At 75.6% G+C, this 23004-nt stretch carries 20 protein-coding genes; 12 read left to right on the forward strand and 8 right to left on the reverse strand.

Annotated elements, in window-relative coordinates:
• Positions 1–24: 24 nt before the first annotated feature.
• On the forward strand, positions 25–657 hold the full coding sequence (locus ACFU9E_RS10615; protein WP_380684554.1) for an AAA family ATPase: 633 nt from the start codon (positions 25–27) through the stop codon (positions 655–657).
• On the opposite strand, the gene ACFU9E_RS10620 is transcribed toward ACFU9E_RS10615, so the two are convergent.
• Entirely contained in the window at positions 642–935 is a 294-nt protein-coding gene (locus tag ACFU9E_RS10620) for a hypothetical protein (RefSeq protein WP_380684553.1), read from the reverse strand. The two genes, ACFU9E_RS10615 and ACFU9E_RS10620, sit on opposite strands and share 16 nt — an antisense overlap.
• A gap of 356 nt (positions 936–1291) precedes the next feature.
• On the opposite strand from ACFU9E_RS10620, the gene ACFU9E_RS10625 reads away from it, so the two are divergent.
• Complete coding sequence (locus ACFU9E_RS10625) at positions 1292–5224, forward strand: phosphodiester glycosidase family protein (RefSeq protein ID WP_380714905.1); 3933 nt, start codon at positions 1292–1294, stop codon at positions 5222–5224.
• Between the two features lie 122 nt (positions 5225–5346).
• Here ACFU9E_RS10625 and merB read toward each other — a convergent pair whose 3' ends face one another.
• Both merB and ACFU9E_RS10635 read right to left on the reverse strand, forming a co-directional pair.
• The gene (merB, locus tag ACFU9E_RS10630; protein ID WP_380690063.1) at positions 5347–6006 is read right to left on the reverse strand and encodes an organomercurial lyase; all 660 of its coding nucleotides are present in this window, start codon (positions 6004–6006) and stop codon (positions 5347–5349) included.
• Positions 6007–6010: 4 nt separating this feature from the next.
• Positions 6011–6472, reverse strand: a complete 462-nt coding sequence (locus ACFU9E_RS10635) for a winged helix-turn-helix transcriptional regulator (RefSeq protein ID WP_380690065.1) — start codon at positions 6470–6472, stop codon at positions 6011–6013.
• A 137-nt stretch (positions 6473–6609) separates the two neighbouring features.
• On the opposite strand from ACFU9E_RS10635, the gene ACFU9E_RS10640 reads away from it, so the two are divergent.
• Together ACFU9E_RS10640 and ACFU9E_RS10645 are read left to right on the forward strand one after the other, a co-directional pair.
• Positions 6610–7548 carry an NADP-dependent oxidoreductase gene (locus ACFU9E_RS10640; protein WP_380714907.1) on the forward strand — a complete coding sequence of 313 codons (939 nt, stop codon included), beginning with the start codon at positions 6610–6612 and terminating at the stop codon, positions 7546–7548.
• 69 nt (positions 7549–7617) lie between these two features.
• Complete coding sequence (locus tag ACFU9E_RS10645) at positions 7618–8328, forward strand: ribonuclease H (protein WP_380683884.1); 711 nt, start codon at positions 7618–7620, stop codon at positions 8326–8328.
• A 10-nt stretch (positions 8329–8338) separates the two neighbouring features.
• Here ACFU9E_RS10645 and ACFU9E_RS10650 read toward each other — a convergent pair whose 3' ends face one another.
• Together ACFU9E_RS10650 and ACFU9E_RS10655 are read right to left on the reverse strand one after the other, a co-directional pair.
• Positions 8339–8575, reverse strand: coding sequence for a hypothetical protein (locus tag ACFU9E_RS10650; RefSeq protein WP_380683883.1), 237 nt, complete (start codon positions 8573–8575; stop codon positions 8339–8341).
• 97 nt (positions 8576–8672) lie between these two features.
• On the reverse strand, positions 8673–9056 hold the full coding sequence (locus ACFU9E_RS10655; RefSeq protein ID WP_355367607.1) for a hypothetical protein: 384 nt from the start codon (positions 9054–9056) through the stop codon (positions 8673–8675).
• A gap of 456 nt (positions 9057–9512) precedes the next feature.
• Here ACFU9E_RS10655 and ACFU9E_RS10660 point away from each other — a divergent pair, with 456 nt between their 5' ends.
• The 7 genes from ACFU9E_RS10660 (at position 9513) to ACFU9E_RS10690 (ending at position 17510) form a co-directional block, all read left to right on the forward strand.
• Positions 9513–10175 (forward strand): hypothetical protein, encoded by a 663-nt coding sequence (locus tag ACFU9E_RS10660; protein ID WP_380683882.1) that lies wholly within the window; start codon positions 9513–9515, stop codon positions 10173–10175.
• Between the two features lie 308 nt (positions 10176–10483).
• On the forward strand, positions 10484–12022 hold the full coding sequence (locus ACFU9E_RS10665; RefSeq protein ID WP_380683881.1) for a PQQ-binding-like beta-propeller repeat protein: 1539 nt from the start codon (positions 10484–10486) through the stop codon (positions 12020–12022).
• 279 nt (positions 12023–12301) lie between these two features.
• Positions 12302–12460 carry a pyrroloquinoline quinone precursor peptide PqqA gene (pqqA, locus tag ACFU9E_RS10670; RefSeq protein ID WP_380683880.1) on the forward strand — a complete coding sequence of 53 codons (159 nt, stop codon included), beginning with the start codon at positions 12302–12304 and terminating at the stop codon, positions 12458–12460.
• The gene (gene pqqC / locus ACFU9E_RS10675; protein ID WP_380683879.1) at positions 12457–13230 is read left to right on the forward strand and encodes a pyrroloquinoline-quinone synthase PqqC; all 774 of its coding nucleotides are present in this window, start codon (positions 12457–12459) and stop codon (positions 13228–13230) included. The genes pqqA and pqqC overlap by 4 nt, the downstream gene beginning before the upstream one ends.
• Positions 13227–14738 (forward strand): pyrroloquinoline quinone biosynthesis protein PqqE, encoded by a 1512-nt coding sequence (gene pqqE, locus ACFU9E_RS10680; protein WP_380683878.1) that lies wholly within the window; start codon positions 13227–13229, stop codon positions 14736–14738. Before pqqC ends, pqqE begins: the two co-directional genes overlap by 4 nt.
• Positions 14739–14760: 22 nt before the next feature.
• Entirely contained in the window at positions 14761–15720 is a 960-nt protein-coding gene (pqqB, locus tag ACFU9E_RS10685; protein ID WP_380714929.1) for a pyrroloquinoline quinone biosynthesis protein PqqB, read from the forward strand.
• 194 nt (positions 15721–15914) lie between these two features.
• A complete protein-coding gene (locus ACFU9E_RS10690) occupies positions 15915–17510 on the forward strand; it encodes a lytic transglycosylase domain-containing protein (protein WP_380683877.1) in 1596 nt (531 codons plus the stop codon).
• Between the two features lie 85 nt (positions 17511–17595).
• Here the strand turns inward: ACFU9E_RS10690 and ACFU9E_RS10695 are convergent, their stop codons facing one another.
• From ACFU9E_RS10695 to ACFU9E_RS10705, 3 genes are all read right to left on the reverse strand, one after another.
• Positions 17596–18717, reverse strand: a complete 1122-nt coding sequence (locus ACFU9E_RS10695; RefSeq protein WP_380683876.1) for a DUF5954 family protein — start codon at positions 18715–18717, stop codon at positions 17596–17598.
• Between the two features lie 156 nt (positions 18718–18873).
• On the reverse strand, positions 18874–19458 hold the full coding sequence (locus ACFU9E_RS10700; protein WP_380683875.1) for a TerD family protein: 585 nt from the start codon (positions 19456–19458) through the stop codon (positions 18874–18876).
• Between the two features lie 164 nt (positions 19459–19622).
• Entirely contained in the window at positions 19623–20225 is a 603-nt protein-coding gene (locus ACFU9E_RS10705; RefSeq protein WP_380683874.1) for a class I SAM-dependent methyltransferase, read from the reverse strand.
• 318 nt (positions 20226–20543) lie between these two features.
• Here ACFU9E_RS10705 and ACFU9E_RS10710 point away from each other — a divergent pair, with 318 nt between their 5' ends.
• Positions 20544–22907 carry a glycosyl hydrolase family 18 protein gene (locus ACFU9E_RS10710; protein ID WP_380683873.1) on the forward strand — a complete coding sequence of 788 codons (2364 nt, stop codon included), beginning with the start codon at positions 20544–20546 and terminating at the stop codon, positions 22905–22907.
• Positions 22908–23004: the final 97 nt, after the last annotated feature.

Raw genomic sequence — 23004 nt, forward strand, 5'->3', positions numbered from 1 at the left:
GATCCCGCACGATAGCGTCGCGGGGTGACGAACCGGACCTGGGACCTCCTCCTGCTCGGCGGCGCCTCCGGCGTCGGCAAGAGCCTGGCCGCCGCCCGCATCGCGGCCGGCACGGGCGCCTTCGTCGTCGAGTTCGACGACGTGGTCGCCGCCGTCCAGGAGCTCACCACCCCCGAACAGCACCCCGCCCTGCACCACTTCGGCGAGGGCGGCGCGGTCGAGGAGCTGACGCCCGAGCGGGTGCTGGACCTCCAGATCGCCACCGCCGAGGCGCTGGAGCCGGCCCTGCTCGGGGTGGTGCGCAACCGGCTGACCGTCCCGGTCCCCGCCGTCGTCGAGGGCGACTACCTCACTCCGGCCGGCTGCGCCCGCGCGCTCGCGCTGGGCCGGGCGGCGGGGCGGGACGTCCGGGCGCTGTTCCTGCACGAGGGCGACGCCGCCCGGATCACCGCCAACTACGCGGCCCGCGAACCGGGGAGCGGCGTGCAGGCGGACCGCGCCGAGGTCAGCGCCCGGTACTCGCACCGGCTCGCCGCCGAGGCCCGCCGGCACGCGCTCCCGGTGGTCGACTGCCGCCCGTGGTCGACGCTCGCCGACCGCGTGGACCGCGCCGTGGCCGCCGCGGGCGACTCCCCCGGCGGTCAGATCAGCGTGTAACCGCCGCTGCGGAAGGTCGAACCGACGTTGCTGCAGTAGGCGTAGGACCAGACCCCGCCCGAGCGGGTGGCCCCGTACACCACCTGGTTGTTGGCACAGACGGCCCAGGCGTAGTAGCTGCGGCTGCCGTCGCAGGCCACGCCGTAGCTGACGTAGTTGCTGTACGTCGAACAGGTCGCCACCCGGGCGGGCGCGGCCGTGGCCGGGACGGCGGCGAGGACCGGGACGGCGAGGGCGGCGGTGGCTGCGACGGCCGCGGCCGCAGTACGGATGCTCATGACTTCCCCTCCGATGGGGCTCGTTGACGAGGACGGGGTGGTGCGCGCTCCACTGTGCGCCCCCGGCGGGCGTCGAACTCTGCAGCAGGACGGGAAACCGGCGATCCTCACCACCCCTGCCCGGACGTCCTGTTGTGTCATGTTCCCGAGAGGAATGGGGCTTTTGTTCGCGCGGCCGAACGGGTCGGTTCACCGACGCGTGGTGTGAAGGTCTTTCGTGGACGATTGGCTGCCGTCGGCTCGGTGATCATGCTCCCGGGCCGCGCCGTCCAGCGGCGCCCCGTGCCACCGACCGCGTCCTGCGCTCGCACCGGCGGCACACACGTCCCGTAGCAGTACGAGGAGCTGAACCACCGATGTCACCGCCCGTCACCCCCACGACGACCGCCCCCGTTCCCGCACCCGCCGCCGCACCCGGGGCGCGCCGCCGCCGGCGGCCCGCCGCGGTGGTCGCGCTCTGCGCGCTGGTCGCCGCCGGCCTGCCCGCCCTCGCCACCTCCACCGCCTGGGCCGCGCCCGGCGGACCGGCCACGGCCGGCGCCGAGGGCACCGCCGCCGACCCCGGCCTGGTGCTCGACCGCCCCGGCGAGTCGGTCGTCACCCGGCGCGAGGTCACCCCGATCGCCCCGGGGCTGACCATGACCGCCTTCGACCGGCTCGGGACGACCGGCTGGCTGCGCGGCAAGGTCCTGGTCGCCGACCTCGCCACCAAGGGCCTGAGCGTCGACTACCTGTCCTCCGGCCAGGTGACGACCCGGCAGACCGTCACCGACATGGCCCGCGGCGCCGGGGCGGTCGCCGCCATCAACGGCGACTACTTCGACATGAACGCCTCCGAGGCGCCGCTCGGCGTCGGCGTCTCCCGCGAGGGCGGCCTCGTGCACGCCCCTATCGAGGGCTGGAACCAGGCCGTGACCGTCGGCACCGACGGCCTGGCCCGGATGGCCGAGGTGTTCCTGGAGGGCCACGCCGCGCTGCCCGGCGGCCGCGAGCTGACCCTCGACGGCGTCAACACCTACGGCCTGCCCACCGACGGCGTCGGCCTGTTCACCCCCGCCTGGGGCCAGGCCTCCCGGGCCAAGGTCGCCGGCGGCTCCTCGGAGGTCGTCGAGGTGGAGCTGCGCGACGGCCGGGTCACCGCCGTCCGCGAGCAGCCGGGCGCCGCCGTGCCCGAGGGCGCCACCGTGCTGGTCGGCCGGGAGGCCGGCGCCCGCGCGCTGCGCGAGCTCAAGCCCGGCGACCAGGTCTCCACCGGCTACCGGCCGCGCGCCTCCTTCGGCGAGGTCGCGGTGGCGGTCGGCGGCTACCAGGTGCTGGTCCGCGACGGCGTCGCGATGCGGCCCGGCGAGAACGACGGCAACGAGCCCAACGCCCGGACCGCCGTGGGCTTCTCCGCCGACAACAAGCGGATGTACCTGGTCACGATCGACGGCCGGCAGGCCGACAGCCCCGGCATCAGCCTGCCCGACCTCGCGGTGCTGATGCGGGACATGGGCGCGCAGAACGCGCTCAACATGGACGGCGGCGGTTCGGCGGCGATGGCCGCCCGGCTGCCCGGCGCCGCCCGCGCCGGCACCGTCAGCAGCCCGTCCGACAACGGCGGGGAGCGTGCCGTCGCCAATGGGCTCGGCCTGTTCTCCGCGCCGGGCTCCGGCCAGGTCAAGGGCTTCCGGGTCCGGCCCGCGGAGACCGTGGACACCGCGACCCGGGTCTTCCCCGGCCTGCACCGCACCGTGCGCGCGCTGCCGCACGACGAGACCTTCGGCCCGGTGGCCGGCGCCACTCCGCCGGTCCGCTGGTCGGCCGCGAAGGGCGCGACCGGCGGCGCGACCGGCGGCGCGTCGGGCAGCGGCGCCGTCGAGGTGTCCGGCAAGGGCACCGAGGCCGTCGTCACCGGCCGCACCTCCGGCCCGGCCGCCGTCACCGCCGCCGCCGACGGCGCCGAGACCGCCACCCTGCCGCTGACCGTGCTCGGCGCACCGGTGCGGATCGCCGCCGGCACCGACCCGATCGGTCTGGAGGGCGCCGGCGCCACCGCGAAGATCGCCGTCACCGGATACGACGCCCAGGGCCACGCCGCCCCGGTCGAGGCCGCGGACATCACCGTCACCGGCGGCGCGGGCGTGGTCGGGACCTCCGCCGCCGACGACGGATCGATCGCCCTCAAGGCGCTCGCCGACGGCACCTCCGCCACCCTCAGGCTGACCGTGGGCGGCCTGGAGACCGCCGTCGCCGTCACCGTCGGCATGACCGAGAAGCCGTTCGCCGACTTCTCCGACGCGGCCGCCTGGAAGTCCGGCAACGACCGGGCGCCCGGCGGCGGCATCGCCCCGGCCGCCGGCCACGACGGCGGCAAGGGCCTGCGCCTGACGTACGACTTCACCAAGTCGACCGGCACCCGCGGCCAGTACGCGATCGCCCCCGAGGGCATCGTGCTGCCCGGCCAGCCGCGCTCGATCACGATGTGGATCGAGGGCGACGGCAACGGCGCCTGGCCGCGCATCCAGTACCGCACCGCCGCCGGCGTCACCGCCAACCTGGACGCGCCGATGGTCACCTGGACCGGCTGGCAGAAGGTCGAGTTCCCGATCCCGGCCGGTGTGCAGTACCCGCTGACCTTCCAGCGCTTCCGGCTGATGGAGACCAGCGCCGCCCGCTCCTACACCGGCGCGCTGACCCTGGCCGACCTGCGGGTCAAGGTGGCGCCGGACGTCGAACTGCCGGTGCGCCCGCGGGTCACCGACCCGGTGGTGCTCACCGACGGCACCGTGGACGGCAGGCCGCTGCGGGTCGCGGTGATGTCGGACGCCCAGTTCATCGCCCGCGCCCCGGAGAGCGACATCGTGCAGGCCGCCCGCCGCACGCTGCGCGACATCGCCGCTGCCAAGCCCGACCTGCTGGTCATCGCCGGCGACCTGGTCGACGAGGCGAGCCCGGCCGACTTCGCCCTCGCCCGCAAGGTGCTGGACGAGTTCGACCAGCTCACCGGCCGCAGCATCCCCTGGCACTACGTGCCCGGCAACCACGAGGTGATGGGCCCCGGCACCATCGACAACTTCAAGACCGCCTTCGGCGAGACCAGCGAGGTGTTCGACGTCAAGGGCACCCGCTTCATCACCCTGAACAGCTCGCTGGGCTCCTTCCGGGCGAGCGGCTTCGACCAGATCGCCAAGCTGCGCACCACCCTGGACGCGGCCGCGCAGGACCCCTCGGTCACCGGCCTGCTGCTGTTCGACCACCACCCGACCCGCGACCCGCTGCCCGACCAGGGCAGCCGGCTCGGTGACCGCAAGGAGGCCGCGCTGGTCGAGCAGTGGCTGGCCGGCTTCCGCGCGGGCGGCAAGTCCGCCGCCATGGTCAGCGGCCACGTCGGCGCCTTCCACGCGAGCAGCGTCGACGGCGTCCCGTACCTGATCAACGGCAACTCGGGCAAGGGCCCGGCCGCCGAGCCGGACCGCGGCGGCTTCACCGGCTGGACGATGCTCGGCATCAACCCGGCCGCCGGCAAGGTCACCGACCCGTACGCGGTGCCGGACGACGCCTCGGCCTGGCTGCGCGCCGAGGTGCGGGCCCGCGCCGACGCGGTGCAACTGACCGCCCCCGAGTCGCTCGGCCTGCTGGACTCCGCGCCGGTCAGCGCGACGTTCACCCAGGACGGCGAGCGGACGGTGCCGGTCGCCTGGCCGGTCACCGCCCGGTGGGGCGGCCGGGGGGTGTTCGTCGGCCCGGCCGCCAAGGCCCCGCACGGCAGCATCGCCGCGTACGACCCGGCCACCCGCACGCTCACCGGCCTGCGGCCGGGCAGCGCGACGCTGAGCGTCACCGTCGGCGGTGTGACGGCGGAGCGCGCGCTCACCGTCGGCTCCGTCCCGGCGTGCACCACCACGCTGCGCGGCGCCCAGAAGAAGCTCGCGGTCACCTCCGGCGTCACCTGCCTGGACGGCGCGACGGTCACCGGCCCGGTGCTGGTCCAGCCGGGCGCGGCGCTGGTCGCCACCGGCTCGACCTTCAAGGGCCCGGTCTCGGCCCGCGGCGCGGCGGCCTTCGTGCTGACCGACTCCCAGGTGTCCGGCCCGGTCGCGGTCAGCGGCTCCACCGGCCAGGTCGCCCTGCTCTGGTCGACCGTCGAGGGCCCGGCCCACCTGGCCCTCAACACCGGCGGCACCGCCGTCGCCGGCAGCACCGTGCGCGGTCCGCTGGACTGCGCGGGCAACACCCCGGCCCCCGGCAACGGCGGCCACGGCAACACCGTGAACGGCCCGAAGGGCGGCCAGTGCGGCGCCCTGTGACGCCGCCGTTCCGTTCCTGACCCCGGCCCGCGCGGCCGCCACCGCCTCGACGGCGGCGGCCGCGCGGGCCTTCGGCGTTCCTCCGGTACTCCTACGCTGTTGCTCAAGCCCGTGTCAGCGGTTCACAGCCCCCAGAACTCCCCTCTCAGCCCCACCGAGCGCAGGTGGTCGGCGGCCTCGGCCGGCTCGCGCCGGGTGTACGGCGAGCCGAGCCGGCCCTCGTACCAGTGCGCGGCGAGCCGCCAGAGGGTGGCCAGGTCGAGGACGGCGCCGCGCGGGTGGCCGGTGACGGCGAGCCAGTCGTCGACGCAGTCGGTGGAGCAGAACAGCCGCTGGTGGGCGCAGGTGTGGACGACGTCCTGCCACATCCGGGCGGCGGGCACCAGGAAGTGCGCCACCTGCTCACCCTCCGGCGGGGCCGACCGGGTGACGGTCCAGGCGTGCGCGCGCCCGCAGGCCGGACAGGTGGTGGCGACCAGCGCCGGATCGGCGCCGGGCACCAGGTGCGGCAGCGCGAAGGAGTCCCAGGCGCAGCCGCCGAACCACAGGGTGGCGCCGGCCATCACCGAGAAGCCCAGCGGCACGGCGGAGAACGGGTGGGCCATGACGATCGTGTCGTCGGGGCCGAGCGCCAGGTGCCGGGCGTCCGCGAGCCCGCGCAGGCCGGCGCGGATCTCCGGTGCGGTGACGCCCAGTTCGGCGGCCAGCCGGTCGTGCCCGGGGGCCCGGCCGGTGGCGGCGAAGGCACGGTAGACCGCGAGTCTCAGCTCTTCGGTGTCCATGCCGTCAGCCTGCCACGACCGGTTCCGGCCCCACTCCCTGACGGCCCGTCAATCCGCCGTCCGCTCGGCCGGCCAGGCCGTCGTGGGTCTCCCGGTGGGCCAGCACCTCGGGCATGTTCTCCTCCGCCCAGTCCTTGATCGCCCGCAGCAGGGGGAGCAGCCCGGCACCGAGCGGGGTGAGCGCGTAGTCGACCCGGGCCGGGACCGCCGCGGTGACCGTCCGGGTCAGCAGGCCGTCCCGCTCCAGGGCGCGCAGGGTCTGGGTGAGCATCTTCTCGCTGACCCCGGCGAGGCGGCGGCGCAGGTCGCTGTAGCGCTGCGGCCCGTCGGCCAGGGCGTTGACGATCAGGCTGACCCACTTGTCGCCGATCCGCTCCAGCAGCTGCCGCGCGGGGCACTCGGCGAGGTAGGCGTCGTAGTCGGCCCGGGCGGCCGAGCGGCGCTGGGCGGCGGTCGTGGTCGCCATCGGCTCTCCTCTCCGTACGGTACGCACTCCCGGGTGCGTACTTCCCGCCGGGAAGCAACTCTCCCTAGGTTGGGTGCCGTTGGCAAGCCCCGCCGGCCGCCGCGGCCGGTGGCGGCCCCTGCTGGAAGGAGAGCGCGATGCGCGCCGTGGTCGTCCGCCGGTTCGGCGGTCCGGAGGTCCTGGAGCTGGTCGAGGTGCCCGTCCCCGAGCCGGGGCCGGGCCAGGTGCGGGTGCGGGTGGCGGCCGCCGGGGTCAACCCGGTGGACGCGGTGACCCGCGCCGGGGTGCTGGCGCAGGCCGGGCTGATGGCGCCGCGGGAGGTCGTCGGGATCGGCTGGGACGTGGCCGGCACGGTGCAGCGGATCGGCCCCGGGGTGTCCGGGTTCGCGGTCGGGGACGCGGTGATCGGGCTGCGCGACCGGCTGGACGTCCCGCTCGGCGGCTACGCCGACGCCGTGGTGCTGGACGCCTCGGCGCTCGCCGCCGCGCCGCCGGGCGTGCCGGCCGTCGAGGCGGCGACGCTGCCGCTCAACGGGCTCACCGCCCTCCAGGCGCTGGACCTGCTGAACCTGCCGCCCGGGTCGACGCTGCTGGTCACCGGCGCGGCGGGCGCGGTCGGCGGCTTCGCGGTCCAGCTGGCGGCGCGCCGCGGACTGCGCGTGGTCGCGGTGGCGGGCGAGCGGGACGCCGGGCGGCTGCGGGAACTGGGGGCGCGGTGGTGCCTGCCGCGCGACGCACCCGACACGGCCGCCGAGGTCCGCGCGCTGGTGCCCGGCGGCGTGGACGGCGCGCTGGACGCGGCGCTGCTCGGGGTGCCGGCGCTCGGCGCGGTGCGCAACCGGGGGGCCTTCGTCGCGCTGTCGGCGGGTGCGGCGCCGCCCGGGCTGCGCGGGATCCGGGTCGTGCACGTCTGGGTGGCGGCGGACGGCGCCGCGCTCGCCGGGCTCGCGGCCCTGGCCGCAAACCGCGAGCTGGCACTGCCGGTGGCCGGCACCCTGCCGCTGGAACGGGCCGCCGAGGCGCACCGCCGGCTGGCGCGGGGCGGTCTGCGCGGGCGGCTGGTCCTGCTGCCCTGACCGCGCGGCGGCCCGGCCCCGGGACGCCGCGCGGTCCGCGGGGCCCGCGCGGGCTGGCATGATCGCAGGATGAACGACCGAATCATCGCCGCCTGTGACGGGGCGGCCAAGGGGAACCCGGGCCCGGCGGCCTGGGCCTACGTGGTGGCCGACGGTGCGGGGGTGCCGCAGCGCTGGCAGGCCGGCCCGCTCGGGCGCAGCACCAACAACGTGGGCGAGCTCACGGCCCTGGAGCAGCTGCTGGCCGCCACCGATCCCGCCGTGCCGCTGGAGGTCCGGCTGGACAGCACGTACACCCGCGACGCGGTGACGAAGTGGCTGAAGGGCTGGAAGCGCAACGGCTGGAAGACCGCCGCCGGCAAGCCGGTGGCCAACCAGGAGCTGATCCAGCGGATCGACGGGCTCCTGGAGGGACGCGAGGTCGCGTTCGTCTACGTGCCCGCCCACCAGGTGGACGGCGATCCGCTGAACGCCATCGCCGACAAGGCCGCCAGCGACGCCGCCCGCACCCAGGAGGCGGCCGGCGGGACCGCCGCCGACCTGCCGGTCCCGGACCCGGTCACGAGCGCCCCGGCGCGGAGCCGTCGTACCGCCCCCGCCACGACCTCGTCCACGGCCTCGGCCAAGCGCCGGACCTCCACCGGCTCCGGCGGCGCGCCGACGCTCTCCGCCCGCTTCCCCGGCACCTGCCCGTGCTCCCGCCCGTACGCCAAGGGCGACAAGATCACCAAGGTGGGTACCAGCTGGGGCCACCTGGAGTGCGCGGCCACCCGGTCCTGAGGCGGGCCGCTCAGGAAGCGTCCCGTCCCCGGCCGGCGCGGCGGACCCGGAACCAGGCGACGGCGGCCGTCAGGCCGACCGCTCCGCCGACCCCGACCTTCACGGCGCCCTTGGCGAGCAGCCGGCCGAGGCCGGGGACGGTCCAGCCCAGCCAGTGCAGCACGGCCAGCAGCAGCGCCGCGCCGCAGAGCCCGGCCAGCACCGTGACCACCACGGCCGCCCCGACGGGCAGTTCACGCTCGGTCACAACAGGATCCTTCGCCCCCGGGGTGTCCATGACGGCGAGTCTGCCACGCGGACACCCGGGGTCGGACCCCGCCGATCGGCCGGCCCGGTCCCGGGGTTCAGCGCCGGGCGCGGTGGGTGTCGCCGACGTGCTCGCCGGTCTCCTGGTCGGGGAAGCTGACGGCGAGGGTGACCCGGTACTCGTCGACGTCGTCGCGGTGACCCGGTACCCGCGCCCAGGCCAGCGAGTGCACCTCGGCCTCGGGCGCCTGCCGGCACCAGGCGGCGGCCTCTTCCAGGGCGCGGGCCGCCGACCGTCCGGTGCAGACCACGGCGGTGTAGGCGGCCACCGCGAGGTCGCCGCCGCTGCGGCCGTCTCTGGAGGCGGAGCGGACGGCGGCCGCCGCCCGGGTCAGATCACGGGCGAGGTCGTCGACCACCCGGGGCGGCGCGGGCAGGACGGCCGGGGCCTCCACCACGGTCTCCGGCAGGTTGGTGCTCATCTCTCAGGGCCTCCGTCCCAATGGGCATCCGCTCGGTCGCGCGCCCCGCCCCGTCCCGGGATCCGCATGATCACGGGCAAAGGATGCCGGGCCGCCGTTCCTGGCATGACCACTTTCACCAGAACGTCACCCGTCCGGGGAAGACGCCGTCCCGCGCTCGACACCGGACCTGCCGCACTGATAATGAGGGGCCCGGACATCCGGGCAGGTCAGCTCGCCCCGGCGCGGGCGCCGCCCGGAGCCCGGCCGCACGTGCGCGTACCACCCCCGTGCTCCGGACCGCCGTCCCGGGCGCCCCGGCGCGCCGGTCCCGCGGCCGGCCGACGACCCGCTCGCGCCCGTGACGGAGCCGTCCAACTCCTGTAGCACAAACAGGAAATCGCGGGCCGCCCGACGCCGTAGGATCCTGCCACGTCGCCGCCCGCCGCACCGGTGGGCGCCATCGGAGGGGGTTCCATGGACCGCAGGTCACCGATCATGTCCGGCCGCCGGTACGGCTGGCTGCCCACGCTGGCCCTCGCGGCCGTCGCGGTGGCCGGCTGCTCCTCCTCGGGCGGCGGCTCGACCACGGCCGCCTCCGCCCCGGCCACCACCGCCGCCGCTCCGACGACCACCGCGGCGGCCACCGCCGCCCCGGCCCCGACCGCGACCCCGGCCGTCCCCACCGCCGGCACGCCGGCCGGCACGCTCACCGGCACCGGCAAGCGCCCCGCGGACGCCTGCACCCTGCTGACCTCCCCCCAGGTGGTCGCCGCCGTCGGCACCGGCGGACCGTTCACCGGCACCCACCCCGACCCCAAGAACGGCAAGCCGGTCTGGGGCTGCACCTGGGGCTCCCGGCAGTCCTTCGCCCACATCCAGGAGATGGACCCCGCCCTGTTCACCTCGCTGAAGTCCAACCCGGAGTTCACCTCCACCCCGGTCCCCGGTACCGGCCAGGACGCCTACCTGCTCCGCGACAAGAACGGCCGCCGTCCCGAGGTGAACTTCCTCACCGCCGACGGCCACGCGTACTCCGTCGAGGTGGTCAAGGACCGCGGCCCGGGCGACGACGTCAACGCCGACGCCGAGGCAGCCGCCGCCACCGGACTGGCGCTGCTGCTGTCCAAGGGGGTGTAGCCGCCGCACCTCCGCCCGGCGCAGCCGGTTCCCCCCGGGGCGTGAACGGGGCGGGCACGGTGGTGCCGGGCGGCCGCGGGTGCGGGACGGTCGTTCGCACAACGACGCCACGGCGCCGTTGTCCGTACTCCCCCCCGACAGCCAAGGCGGATCGCATGAGCCGATCTCACCCACCCGCGCGCGTCACCGGACCGGCCCCGGACGCCCCTGATCCCGTCCGACTCCTCCGGCCCTTCCGCCCCGCCCGACCCGACCGACCCGACCGACCCGGCCGGCCGCCGCGGTCGGCGGCGGCCCTGCTCTCCGGATTGGCGCTGCTCGTCCCGGCGCTCGCCGCCGGCGCGCTCGGCGGTGCGACGCCCACCCGGGCCGACAATCCGACCGTCTCCGTCAACAATCTGCGCACCGCCTGGGACGCCGCCGAACCCGATCTCGCCCCGGCCCGGGTGTCCTCTTCCGACTTCGGTCGCCGCTGGTCCACCGCCGTGGACGGCGCGGTGTACGCCCAGCCGCTGGTGGCCGGTTCGACCGTGGTGGTCGCCACCGCGACCAACCACGTCTACGGCGTCGACGCGGCCGACGGCCGGATCCTGTGGCAGCGCTCGCTCGGCGCCCCGGTGCCGGCCTCCACCGCGTGCCTCTCCCCCGGTACCGGCGTCATCTCCACCCCGGTCTACGACAAGGCGAGCAGGACGGTCTACCTGGTCTCCAAGTCCGGCGACGGGGGCGGCGCGCGCTTCTCGGTGCACGCCCTGGACACCGCCTCGGGCGCCGAGCGCGCCGGCTGGCCGGTCGCCGTCGAGGGCTCGGCGGTGAACAGCCCCGGCGTGCCGTTCGACCCGGCCACCTCCGCCCAACGGGCCGGACTGCTGCTGCTGGACGGCGCGGTCTACTTCGGGTTCGCCTCGGACTGCGGGGTCGGCACCTACGTCGGCACGGTCGCCGGCGTCAGCACCAGCACCCGCAGACTCACCCTCTGGTCCACCGAGTCCGGCTCCGCCTCGCAGAACGGGGGCGTCTGGATGAGCGGCGGCGGCCTGGTCTCGGACGGCCCCGGGCGGATCTTCCTGGCCACCGGGAACGGCGCGGGCGACGGCGCCTCCCCGCCGAAGGGCCCCGGCGACCGGCCCGGCGGCCACTTCGCCGAGTCCGTCGTCCGGCTGGGCGTCGCCGCCGACGGCAGCCTCGCCCCACGGGACTTCTTCAGCCCCACCGACAACCGGGCGATGGACCACGGGGACATCGACCTCGGCTCCGGCGGCCCGGCCGCCCTGCCGTCCGGTTTCGGCACCGCCGCGCACCCGCGCCTCATGGTGCAGGTCGGCAAGGACGGCCGGATCTTCCTGCTCGACCGGGACCGCCTCGGCGGCATGGGCCAGGGTCCGGGCGGCACCGACGGCGTGGTCGGCACCACCGGCCCGTTCAAGGGCGTCTGGGGCCACCCGGGCGTCTGGGGCGGCGACGGCGGCTACGTCTACCTGGTCGAGAACTACGGTGCGCTGCGGGCCCTCAAGTACGCGGTGGACGGCGCCGGGAACCCGCGGTTGACGAGCGCCGCGACGAGCGCCGAGGGCTTCGGCTACGCCTCCGGCTCACCCGTCGTCACCTCCAACGGGACGGCCACCGGCTCGGCCCTGGTGTGGACCGTCTACTCGGGCACCGGACCGGGCGGCCAGAACGGCGAACTGCGGGTCTACGACGCGCTTCCGGTCAACGGCACGCTCGCCCTGCGGCGCAGCTTCGCGCTCGGCACGGTGACCAGGTTCTCGGTGCCCGCGACGGACGGCGGGCGGGTGTTCGTCGGCACCAAGGACGGCCACCTGCTGGCGTTCGGCCGCAGCGCCTGACCCGATGACAGCTCCCCGGGAGGCGCCCTGGAGGCACCACCTGACAGACCCTCTGTCGGCCCACTCGACACGGCACTTCCCGCGCGGCACACTCGACACCGGTTTGCCGCGCGGGCCCGGTCCGGCCGCGGAGCCCGTCGCGTCACCCGTTCGAGCGCGTTTGGCACGCTGTCGCGCGGGTTGGCCCGGCGGGCGGGCCCGGCGGCTCGTAGCGTCCTGCTCCAGGGGCCACCGGGCCCCGAAGCCCCGAACCCCACTTCACCGAGGAGGGCAACTCCCATGAAGTCCACGCTCACTGCCCCGCTGACCGCCACCACCGCCACCACCCCGCCGGCCGCCGCGGCGGCCCCGGCCAAGCCCGTCTGGTCCGCCCCGGCGGTGGAGTGCCACCGCACCGGCGCCGAGGTCACCGCGTACGCCGCGCGGACCACTCGGTGACCCACGCCCCCACCGGCGCTTCCACCACCGCGTCGACCCGCGAGGAGTTCGCGGCCAGGCTGTACGGCCTGCGGGGACGGTACTGGGACACCCACCCGTTCCATCTGCGCCTGCACTCCGGCGGCTGCACGCCGCCGGAGCTGCGGCGCTGGGTCGCCAACCGCTGGTACTACCAGCTGGTCCTGACCCGCAAGAACGCCGCGATCATCGCCAACTGCCCGCTGCCGGAGGTCCGCAGGGAGTGGACCCGGCGGCTCGGCTACCAGGACGGCCCGCACGAGGGCGAGGGCGGGCTGGCCGACTGGCTGGTGCTCGCCGAGGCCGTCGGCCTGGACCGCGCCGAGGTCCTGGACGAACGGCACGTGGCCCGCGGCACGCGCTTCGCCGTCGACGCCTACCTGAACTTCTGCCGGACCCGGCCGTGGACCGAGGGCGTGGCGGCGGCGCTGACCGAGATGTTCTCGCCCGACCACATGGCCGACCGGGTGGTCGCCTGGCAGAAGCACTACGACTGGATCGACCCGGCCGGCTACGCGTACTTCGAGCACCGGATCCCCGACGCCCGCCGGGACAGCGCGCAGACCCTCGATCTGGTGCTGGACCACTGCGTGACGGCCGAGCAGCAGCGGGCCGCGGTGGACGCGCTCGCGTTCAAGTGCGAGGTGCTGCGCGCGATGCTCGACGCCGTCGACTACGGGCCGGAGGGCGCCGCGCCGACCGGGCCCGCCGCACCGGCGGAGACGTCGGTGGCCGCCGGGACCGCCGGGTGAACGCCGCACCCGCCGCCGCGGCCCCCGGGCTGCGGCGCGGGGTGCGGCTGGTCGACGACCCGGTGCGCCAACAGGCCGCGCTGCTCTACCCGGAGGGCGTGCTGCTGCTCAACGCGACCGCCGCCGCCGTGCTGCGGCACATCGACGGCCGGCGCGACGCGGCCCGGATCACCGCCCGGCTCGCCGAGGAGTACGAGGGCGTGGACGCCGGCCAGGTGCTGGCCCTGCTCACCGACCTCGCCGCGCGCCGGCTGCTCACCCTCGACGGCACCGGCGCACCCGCCGAGCCCCACCCGGCGGCCGGACTGCCCGGCGCCGCCACCGGAAAGCGGGCGCCCGCCCCGCTCGGCCTGGTCGCCGAACTCACCCACCGCTGCCCGCTGCAGTGCTCCTACTGTGCGAACCCGGTCGAACTCATCCGGCAGCGCGACGAGTTGGACACCGAGCAGTGGCTGCGCATCCTCGACCAGGCGCGCGGCCTGGGCGTACTGCAGGTCCACCTCACCGGCGGCGAACCACTGCTCCGCCGCGACCTGGCCGTCATCGTCGCGCACGCCCGCAGCCTCGGCCTCTACACCAACCTGATCACCAGCGGTCTGCCGCTGGACGGCCCGCGCGCCGCCGAACTCGCCGCGGCGGGGCTCGACCACGTCCAGCTCTCGGTCCAGGACGCCGATCCGCACCGGGCCGACACCATCGCCGGACTGACCCGGCTGACCGGCCCCACCGGCCACGAGCGCAAGCTCGCCTCGGCCGCCCTGCTCACCGGCACCGGCCTGCCGCTCACCGTCAACGCGGTGCTGCACCGGGACAACGTCGCCCGGCTCGGCGCCATCGCCGACCTCGCCGTCGAGCTGGGCGCCGACCGGGTCGAGCTCGCGCACACCCAGTTCTACGGCTGGGCGTGGGTCAACCGGACCCACCTCGCGCCCGACGACGAGCAGGTCCGCCGGGCCGAACGGGACGTCGCCGAGGCCCGGGCGCGGCACGGCGACCGGATCGAGATCACCCACGTGGTCGCCGACCACCACGGCGGCACCGCGAAGCCGTGCATGAACGGCTGGGGGAACGAACAACTGGTCGTCGCACCGGACGGCGCCGTGCTGCCCTGCCTGGCCGCCGCCCAACTGCCGGACCTGGTGCCGCCGAACGCGGTCACCGACGGGCTGGCGGCGAGCTGGCACGACTCGCCCGCCTTCAACCGGTACCGCGGCACCGACTGGATGCCCGAGCCGTGCCGCGGCTGCGCGCTGCGCGAGCAGGACTTCGGCGGCTGCCGCTGCCAGGCCTTCCAGTTCACCGGCGACCCGGGCGTCACCGACCCGGCCTGCCGGTTCTCCCCGCACCACCACCTGGTGCGGGGACAACCGGACGCGGAGCCCGCGCCGGCACCGGCACCGGTTCCGCGCCGATTCACCGCGCCGGTCCCGCCCGTCCTGCCCGTCCTGCCCGTCCTGCCCGCACCACCGGTCCGGCCCGCCGGTCGGCCCGCCCCGGACCCGGCCTGAGGAGCACCCGCTGAAGATCCGGATCCTCGGCACCGCCGCCGGCGGCGGCCTGCCCCAGTGGAACTGCGGCTGCGCGGGCTGCGCCACCGCCCGCCGCACCGGCGCCGTCCGCAGCCAGGACTGCCTGGCGATCAGTGCCGACGGCGCCGCCTGGTACCTGGTCAACGCCTCCCCGGACCTGCGCTCCCAGCTGCTCGCCGCGCCCGAGCTGGCGCCCGCGCCGGGCACCCGGGCCACCCCGCTGCGCGGTGTGCTGCTCACCAGCGGCGAACTCGACCACACCCTGGGCCTGGTGACCCTGCGGGAGGCCGCCGAGCTCTCCGTGCACGCCACCGCACCGGTCCGCACCGCGCTCCACGAGGCGTTCCCGGTCGGCCCGCTGCTGGCCCCCTACACCAAGGCGCACTGGCACACCGTCACCGCGGGAACGCCCGTCGAGCTGGCCGGCGGGCTGGTCGCCGAGCCGCTGGCGCTCGGCGGCAAGCGCCCCCGCTACGCCGCCGACCCGCTCGCCCCGGCCGCCGGCAGCCCGTCCGACGACCCCTCCGGCAGCCCCTCCGGCGAGCGGACGGACTGGGTGGTCGGCTACCGCTTCACCGAGGCGGACGGCCCGGCCCGCGCCGTCTACGCGCCCGGCCTCGCTGCCTGGACACCCGGCCTCGACCGGTCGGTGGCCGACGCCGACGTGGTGATCCTGGACGGCACCTTCGCCACCGACGACGAACTCGCCGAACGCACCGGCGGCGCCCGCACCTCACGCGGCATGGGACATCTCGCCGTCGCCGACTCGCTCCCCGAACTGGCCCGCCGGCCCGGGCCGCGCTACCTCTACACCCACCTCAACAACACCAACCCGCTCGCCCACCGGGGTTCACCGGAGGCCGCCGCCCTGGCGCCGGCGCTGGCGGCGGCGGGCGCGGCCGTCGCCGAGGACGGGATGCTGCTCGACCTGGGAGGTTCGCCGCCCCGGACGGCCGTCTGACCGCGTCCGGTCGAACGCGGCCACCGTCCGTTCACCGAACGGTGGCGCCCGGGATCGTCCCCGGACACCAAGCCCCTGTCGGATCGTCGTGATACTAATCATTCCGGTAGCGACGGCTGTCATGCACCGGCGGGCACGATGGTGACAACCCGTCCGTTCCCGGGGGGACCGGACGGTGACGGGAGGGGCACGGCATGGTGAGCAGGAACGGCGAGGCCGCACGGGACGGCGGGAAACCCGCCGGAACCGGGGAGCGACGGACGGGCCGGACGGCCGGCCGCCGACTGCGGCTCGGCAAGCGGGTGACCGGGATGCTGGCGGTGTTCACCGCGCTCGCGGCGCTGACCGGTTCTCAGACCGGTCTCGGCTTCTCCCCGGTCGCCGCGGCGGGTGCCGCGGAGACGCTGCCCGGCACGGCCACGACGGTCCCCGGCGGCGCGGCCGACGGCAGCACCGCCTCGCCCTTCACCACCGGCATCCCCGCTCTTCCCGGCACGCTCGGCACCGCTCCGGTCGACGGCGGCGGCACCCTGCCGCTGCTCCAGCCGCCGCTCTCCCCGCTCACCTCGCCCTTCGCCGACCCGCTGCGCACCGGGCCGTCCCTGCCGGAGACGGTCTTCGCCGCCTACCGCAAGGCCGAGGCCGCGCTCGCGCAGCGCTCGCCCGGCTGCCACCTCCCCTGGCAGCTGCTCGCCGCGATCGGCGAGGTCGAGTCCGGCCAGGCCGGCCGCGGCGCGGTCGACGCCGCCGGGACGACGTTCCGCCCGATCCTCGGCCCGGTGCTGAACGGCGCCGGCTTCGCGGCGATCGCCGACACCGACGGCGGACGCTACGACGGCGACGCCGCCTGGGACCGCGCCGTCGGCCCGATGCAGTTCATCCCCTCCACCTGGGCGTCCTACGGAGTCGACGCCAACGGGGACGGCAAGGCCGACCCGAACAACATCTTCGACGCCTCCGAGGCGGCCGGCCGGTACCTGTGCGCGGGCGGCCGCGACCTGTCCGACCAGGCCCAGCTGGACCGGGCGATCCTCGGCTACAACCACTCCAACGAGTACCTGCGCACCGTCCGGAACTGGATGGCGCACTTCGGCAGCGGCAGCCCGGTCACCACCCCGGACCGCCCGGGCACGGTGAGCCCGCTCGCCCCGCTCCTGCCCGTCACACCGCCGAGCCCGCTCGCGCCGGTGACGCCGAGCCCGACCACCGGCGCGCAGCCGACCCCGGAGCAGGGTTCCGGCCCGACCACGACGCCGTCCGGCACACCGTCCACGGCGCCCACCGGCACCCCGACCGGCGCTCCGTCGCCGAGCGCGACGCCCTCCGGCTCGCCGTCGTCCTCGCCCTCGGAGCAGCCGGGCACCACCCCGCCGACCACGCCCGGCACCACGCCGTCCGGCAGCGCGAGCCCCTCCGCGAGCGCCACCCCGACCGACACGCCCAGCACGACGCCCAGCGCGACGCCGACCACGACGCCGTCCGGGACCCCGTCGACGACGCCGAGCGGCACCCCGACCGGTACCCCGAGCGCCACGCCGACGGGGACGCCCACCGAGACGCCCACCGGCTGCGCGACGCCGACGGACGCCCCCACCGGCACCCCGAGCGCGAGCGCCAGCCCGTCCGCGAGCGCCAGCCCCTCGGCCACGCCGAGCGCGACCGCCACCCCGACCGGCCCCGGCTGCCCCACGCCGACCGCCCCTTCGGCGGCCCCGACGGCGGCGCCGTCCGACTCCGCCTCCCCGAGCGCCGCGCTCTCCCCCTCGGCCGCCGCCCCCTCTGCGCACTGACCGGCCCGGGCGGACCAGCGCCGCGACATCGGCCCGTCTCCCGTTCGTCCGGGAGGCGGGCCGACGCGCGCGGGGCGGCCGTCCCTCAGCCGTCCTCCGACCGCTGCGCCCCCTGCGATCCCTCCGACTCCTCGGCCCGCCCGCCCGCCGGGTCCTCCTCGCCCTCCTCGTCCTCCTCGTCCTCGCCGTAGACGATGCCGGCGGCGCGGTCGCGCTGCTCCTGCACCCGCAGCGGCACGTCCGGGTCCCAGTCCGAGGTGCGGGGAAGCTCCGGCCCGTCCGGCCCGAGGCGGACCACCGGCTCCACCCGGACCAGCCGGAACCGGCGGTCGGCGGCCCGCACCTCGTCGGCCCGCTCGGCGTCCAGCCGGTCGGCGGCCTCCGCGTACCGGGCCAGCTCCTCCTTCCCGAGGTTCGGGTCCAGCCGGGGCGCGAACTCGCGCAGATAGGCGGCCAGGCTGTCCCGGGCGCCCTGCGGGGTCTCGCAGGCGCCGGTCATCGGCCCCCAGCGGCCGTTTCGGAACTCCGCGACGGCGCAGTGGACCGGCAGGACCAGCACGTTGGGGTAGAGGTGCGAGGCGAGCCGTGCCTCGGCCCGGACGTCCTCCGGGATGAACCGGCCGGTCGGCACCAGCGTCATCAGGTCCAGCCGCAGGATCCCGTCGACCAGCGTGACGCCGGCGGCCGGGTCGATCACGAAGCCGTTCACCCGGGAGGGCACCCGGTACCCCTCGCCGACGGCGGCCGGGTCCGGGTCGGTGGGCCGGGGCGGCTCGATCCCGTCCGGGCCCGAGCGCAGCACCTGCTCGGCCCGGAAGATCCGGTAGTCCCGGCCGGCCACCGAGATCTCGTCGAGCGCCTCCCACTCCAGCCGCTCGTAGGCCTCGGTGTAGGCGGCGCGTTCCTCGTCGCCGAGCGGCCGGGGGGCGGCCAGGCTCGTACCCGGTTCGGCCACCGCCCAGGCCCGGAAGGTGTGCCCCAGCTCGTCCCTGGCCGCCTGCGGGGTGATGGCGTGGAACCCGAGGATCTGCCAGGCGCCCGTGTCGGTCCGCTCCAGGCAGCCGAAGACGGGCGGCATCATCATCAGGTCGGGGTACTTCTCGCGGGACGCCCAGGCTTCCAGGCCGGCCACGGCGGCGACCGGGTCGTCGGTGTGGGTGACCCGGATGGTGAGGTGCTCGGGCAACTGCACAGCGTCATCGTCCATGCGGCCAGTGTTAGCGGACGCGCGGAGCGCACCGCACGGCTATCGCGGAAACTCCACCCGACCGGGCACGGCCCGCTCCCGGCACCGCCGACGGGCACCGCCGGAACGGCCGACGGCCCACCCGGGTCTCCCCGGACGGGCCGTCGGAGCCCTCGCTCAGAGGTGCTTGACCAGCTCCGGCATGAGGTCCTGGAAGGTGCGCCCGCTGGCCGGCTGCCCGATCGCGGTCATCTGCCAGCCGCCTGCGGCGCGCTGCACCTTGGCCATGATCTGCGCGGTGTACGCGCCGCCGCCGGTGAGCGTGTAGCGGGCCAGCTCGGCACCGGTCTGGGTGTCGACCAGCCGGCAGAAGGCGTTCTCGACCTCCTGGAAGGTCTGGCCGGTGAACGAGTTGACGGTGAACAGGATCTGGTCGACCTCGGCCGGCACGGCGGTGAGGTCGACGGTGATGGTCTCGTCGTCCGTCGCGTCCCCGGCGCCGCCGGTCAGGTTGTCGCCGCTGTGCCGCACCGAGCCGTCGTTGCTGGTGAGGTGCTGGAAGAAGACCACGTCGACCGGCTTGCCCGCGGCGAACAGCACCGCCGAGGCGTCCAGGTCGATGTCCTGGGCGGCGAACAGCTTCGCGAGGAAGCCCTTCTTCTGCGCGGCGCGCCAGCCGAGGCCCATCCGCACCACGCCCAGTCGGCCTCCACCCGGCTTCTCCAGGCTCAGCTTCTGACCCTTCGCCAGCGAAACGCTCATCGCGCCCTCCTCGTTGCTCGCCTGCGCGCCTCGAATCTACAGCAATGTAGATCTTTTCCGCGCCCCGCGTACGCCCTCGTCCCGGGACACCTGCATACCCCGCGGACACGCCCGGGAAGCGAATCCCCGGCCGTCATCGGGCCCGGCCTCCTGCGGGCCCGGCCCTACGCCCGCTCCAGGCGGACCAGGGCGTCGATCGCCTCCGCCTCGCCCACCGGGCGGCGGACCCGCTCGGCGCGGACGGTGCGCAGCCCGGCGTCGGCCAGGTCGGCGAGGACGTCGTCGGGCGTGAAGAGCACCGCCGGGTCCTGGGGACCGCCGACCCCCTCGGTCAAGTTGCCGGAGTCGTGTCCGACCACCAGCAGGGTGCCGCCGGGGGCGAGGGCCGCGGCGGCACGGCGCAGCGCCGCCCGGCGGTCCGCGGCCGGGAGCTGGAGGTAGGCGACCAGCACCAGGTCGTAGCCCTCGGGCGGGGCCTCGAATGTCCGGGCGTCGCCGTGCCGCCAGGTGAGGCGGTCGGCGACCTCGTCGGGCAGCGCCGCGGTGAGCCGTTCGGCGCGGCCGAGGGCGACGGTGGAGAAGTCCAGGCCGGTGACCTCCCAGCCCAGAGCAGCCAGCCACATGGCGTTGCGGCCCTCCCCGGCGGCGAGGTCCAGGGCGCGCCCGGGGGTGTGCCCGGCCAGTTCGCGGACCACCCAGCGGTTGGCCTCGGTGCCCCAGACCAGCTCGCTGGCGGCGTAGCGGTCGTCCCAGGCGCGGCTGTCCATGACCCGTTCTCCGTTCGACGCGGGACCTCTCGGGAGGCCACCGTACCGGGCCGGCGCTCCGCGCACCGGTCGTACGGCCGCCGACCATCCGCCCACCGGACCCCCTTGACGGCGAATATTGGTCCAGTCCAATCTGTGATGTCGTGACCGCGGCGGCCTCCGGGCCGGCCCACGGCACGAACCCGCACGCCCTGCCGCATCCTGCCCTGCCGCACGTGCTTCACCCGACCGCGCGCCCCCACAGCTCGCGGTCCGGCTCCCACGGCCCACCCGGGCCACCGCACCGCCGGAACCCCCACTCCTCCGGAGGACCACCGCATGCACGACCGTGTCATGTCCGCGCGCCCCGCTGAGCGCAGGGCCGCCGCTCCGCGCCGCCGCGCGCTCGCCCTCGCCCTGGCCGCCACGCTCAGCACCGGCAGCGCCGCCCTCGCGCTCTCCCTCAACACCGCCTCGGCCGCCCCCGTCAACCTGCTCACCAACGCCGATTTCGAGACCGGCACGCTGGCCGGCTGGACCTGCGCCAACGGATCGGTCGTCACCACCCCGGTACACGGTGGAAGTTACGCGCTCAACGGCGCCGCCTCGGCGTCCGACACCGCGCAGTGCCAGCAGACGGTCACCGTCCAGCCGAACACCACCTACACCCTGGCCGGCTGGGTGCGCGGCAACTACGTCTACCTGGGCGCGACCGGAACCGGCGTGAACTCCCAGAGCTGGGCGCCCAGTGCCACCGCCTGGACGCAGCTGAGCACCACCTTCACCACAGGTGCGAGCACCACCTCGGTGACGGTCTTCACGCACGGCTGGTACGGCACCGGCGCGTACCAGGCCGACGACCTCACCCTGACCGGCCCGGCGGGCCCGACCGGCACGGCCAGCCCGACGGCGACCAACAGCCCGACCGCCACGAGCAGCCCGACCGCGACCAACAGCCCCACCGCCACGAGCAGCCCGACCGCGACCAACAGCCCGACGGCCACGAGCAGCCCGACGGCGACCAACAGCCCCACCGCCACCAACAGCCCGACCGTGACGCCCACCGCCACCTCGACCGGCACCGGCCCCACCGGGGACGGCAAGGTCACCACGCCGACCGGCCTCACCGTCACCAAGGTCACCCACAACGCCGTGGTCCTCAAGTGGCAGCCGGCCACCGTGAGCGCCGGCGACCTCCCGGTCGCCTACAAGGTCTACGCGGGCGACCAGTTGGTGGCCACCTCGATGGGCACCTCGGTCGCGGTCAGCTCGCTGCTGCCGACCCGCGGCTACACCTTCACCGTCCAGGGCTACTCCGGCAGCCACGCCTCCGCGCAGTCCGCCCCGGTGAACACCACCACCGCCGCGGCACCCGCCAACAGCCCGTTCCGCTCGGCCTACTTCGACCAGTGGGGCGTCTACGAGAACGCCTACCACGCGAAGAACGTCGACACCAGCGGCGCGGCCGGCAAGCTGGACGTCATCAACTACGCGTTCGCCAACATCCACCCCACCAACCTGACCTGCTTCCAGGCGGTCAAGGCCTCGGACTCGGCGAACGAGAACAACCCGAACGCCGGTGACGGCGCCGGTGACGCCTACGCCGACTACCAGGCCGACTACAACGCCGCCACCAGCGTGGACGGCACGGCCGACACCTGGGAGCAGCCGGTCAAGGGCAACTTCAACCAGCTGCGCCAGCTGAAGGCCAAGTACCCGAACCTGCGCTTCACCATCTCGCTCGGCGGCTGGACGTACTCCAAGTACTTCTCGGACGCGTCCGCCACCGACGCCTCGCGCAAGAAGTTCGTCTCCTCCTGCCTCGACATGTTCCTCAAGGGGAACCTGCCGGCCAACGTCGCCGGTGACCCGGCGGGCGGCGCGGCCTCGGCGGCCGGCCTCTTCGACGGCGTCGACATCGACTGGGAGTACCCGGGCTCGGCCGGCGGCCACACCGGCAACCACTACTCCCCCGCCGACAAGCAGAACTTCACCCTGCTGCTCAAGGAGTTCCGCACCCAGCTGGACGCCCTCGGCAACGCCCAGGGCAAGCGGTTCCTGCTGACCGCGGCGCTGCCCAGCGGCCAGGACAAGATCGCGCAGCTGGAGACCGACAAGATCGGCGCCTACCTGGACTACGCCGACGTCATGACCTACGACATGCACGGGTCGTGGGACGCCAAGGGCCCGACCAACCACCAGGACCCGCTGCACGACAGCCCGGCCGACCCGACCACGCCGATCACCCCCGGCACCCGCAAGTACAACATCGACACCACCCTGGCCGCCTACACCACCGGCCTGCCGGAGTACGGCATCACCGGCGGGTTCCCGGCCAACAAGATCGTGCTCGGCGTGCCGTTCTACTGGCGCGGCTGGACCGGCGTGCCGGCCGGCGACAACTTCGGCCTCTACCAGAGCGCGACCGGCCCGACCCCGGCCAAGCCGCTGAGCGCGGAGGCCGGCCTGGCCGCTTGGAAGGAGCTCAACCCGACCGCCGCCAACACCCACTGGGACCCGGTGACCGAGTCCTCCTGGGTGTACGACGGCACCAACTTCTGGACCGGTGACACCCCGCAGGCCGTCCAGGCCCGCGGCGCGTACGCCAAGAGCAAGGGCCTCGCGGGCATGTTCGCCTTCTCCCTGGAGAACGACGACGCCTCCGCGACCATGCTCAACGCGATGAGCAACAGCCTGAACTGACGCTCCGCTTCAGCGGCCCCCGGAGGGCCGGCCGGTGGTGGTGCACCGGCCGGGCCTCCGGGGCCTCGTCGTTTCCCGGACGGTGGGCCGGCCGGTG

This window comes from Kitasatospora sp. NPDC057595 (assembly GCF_042800875.1).
Classification (GTDB): Bacteria; Actinomycetota; Actinomycetes; order Streptomycetales; family Streptomycetaceae; genus Kitasatospora.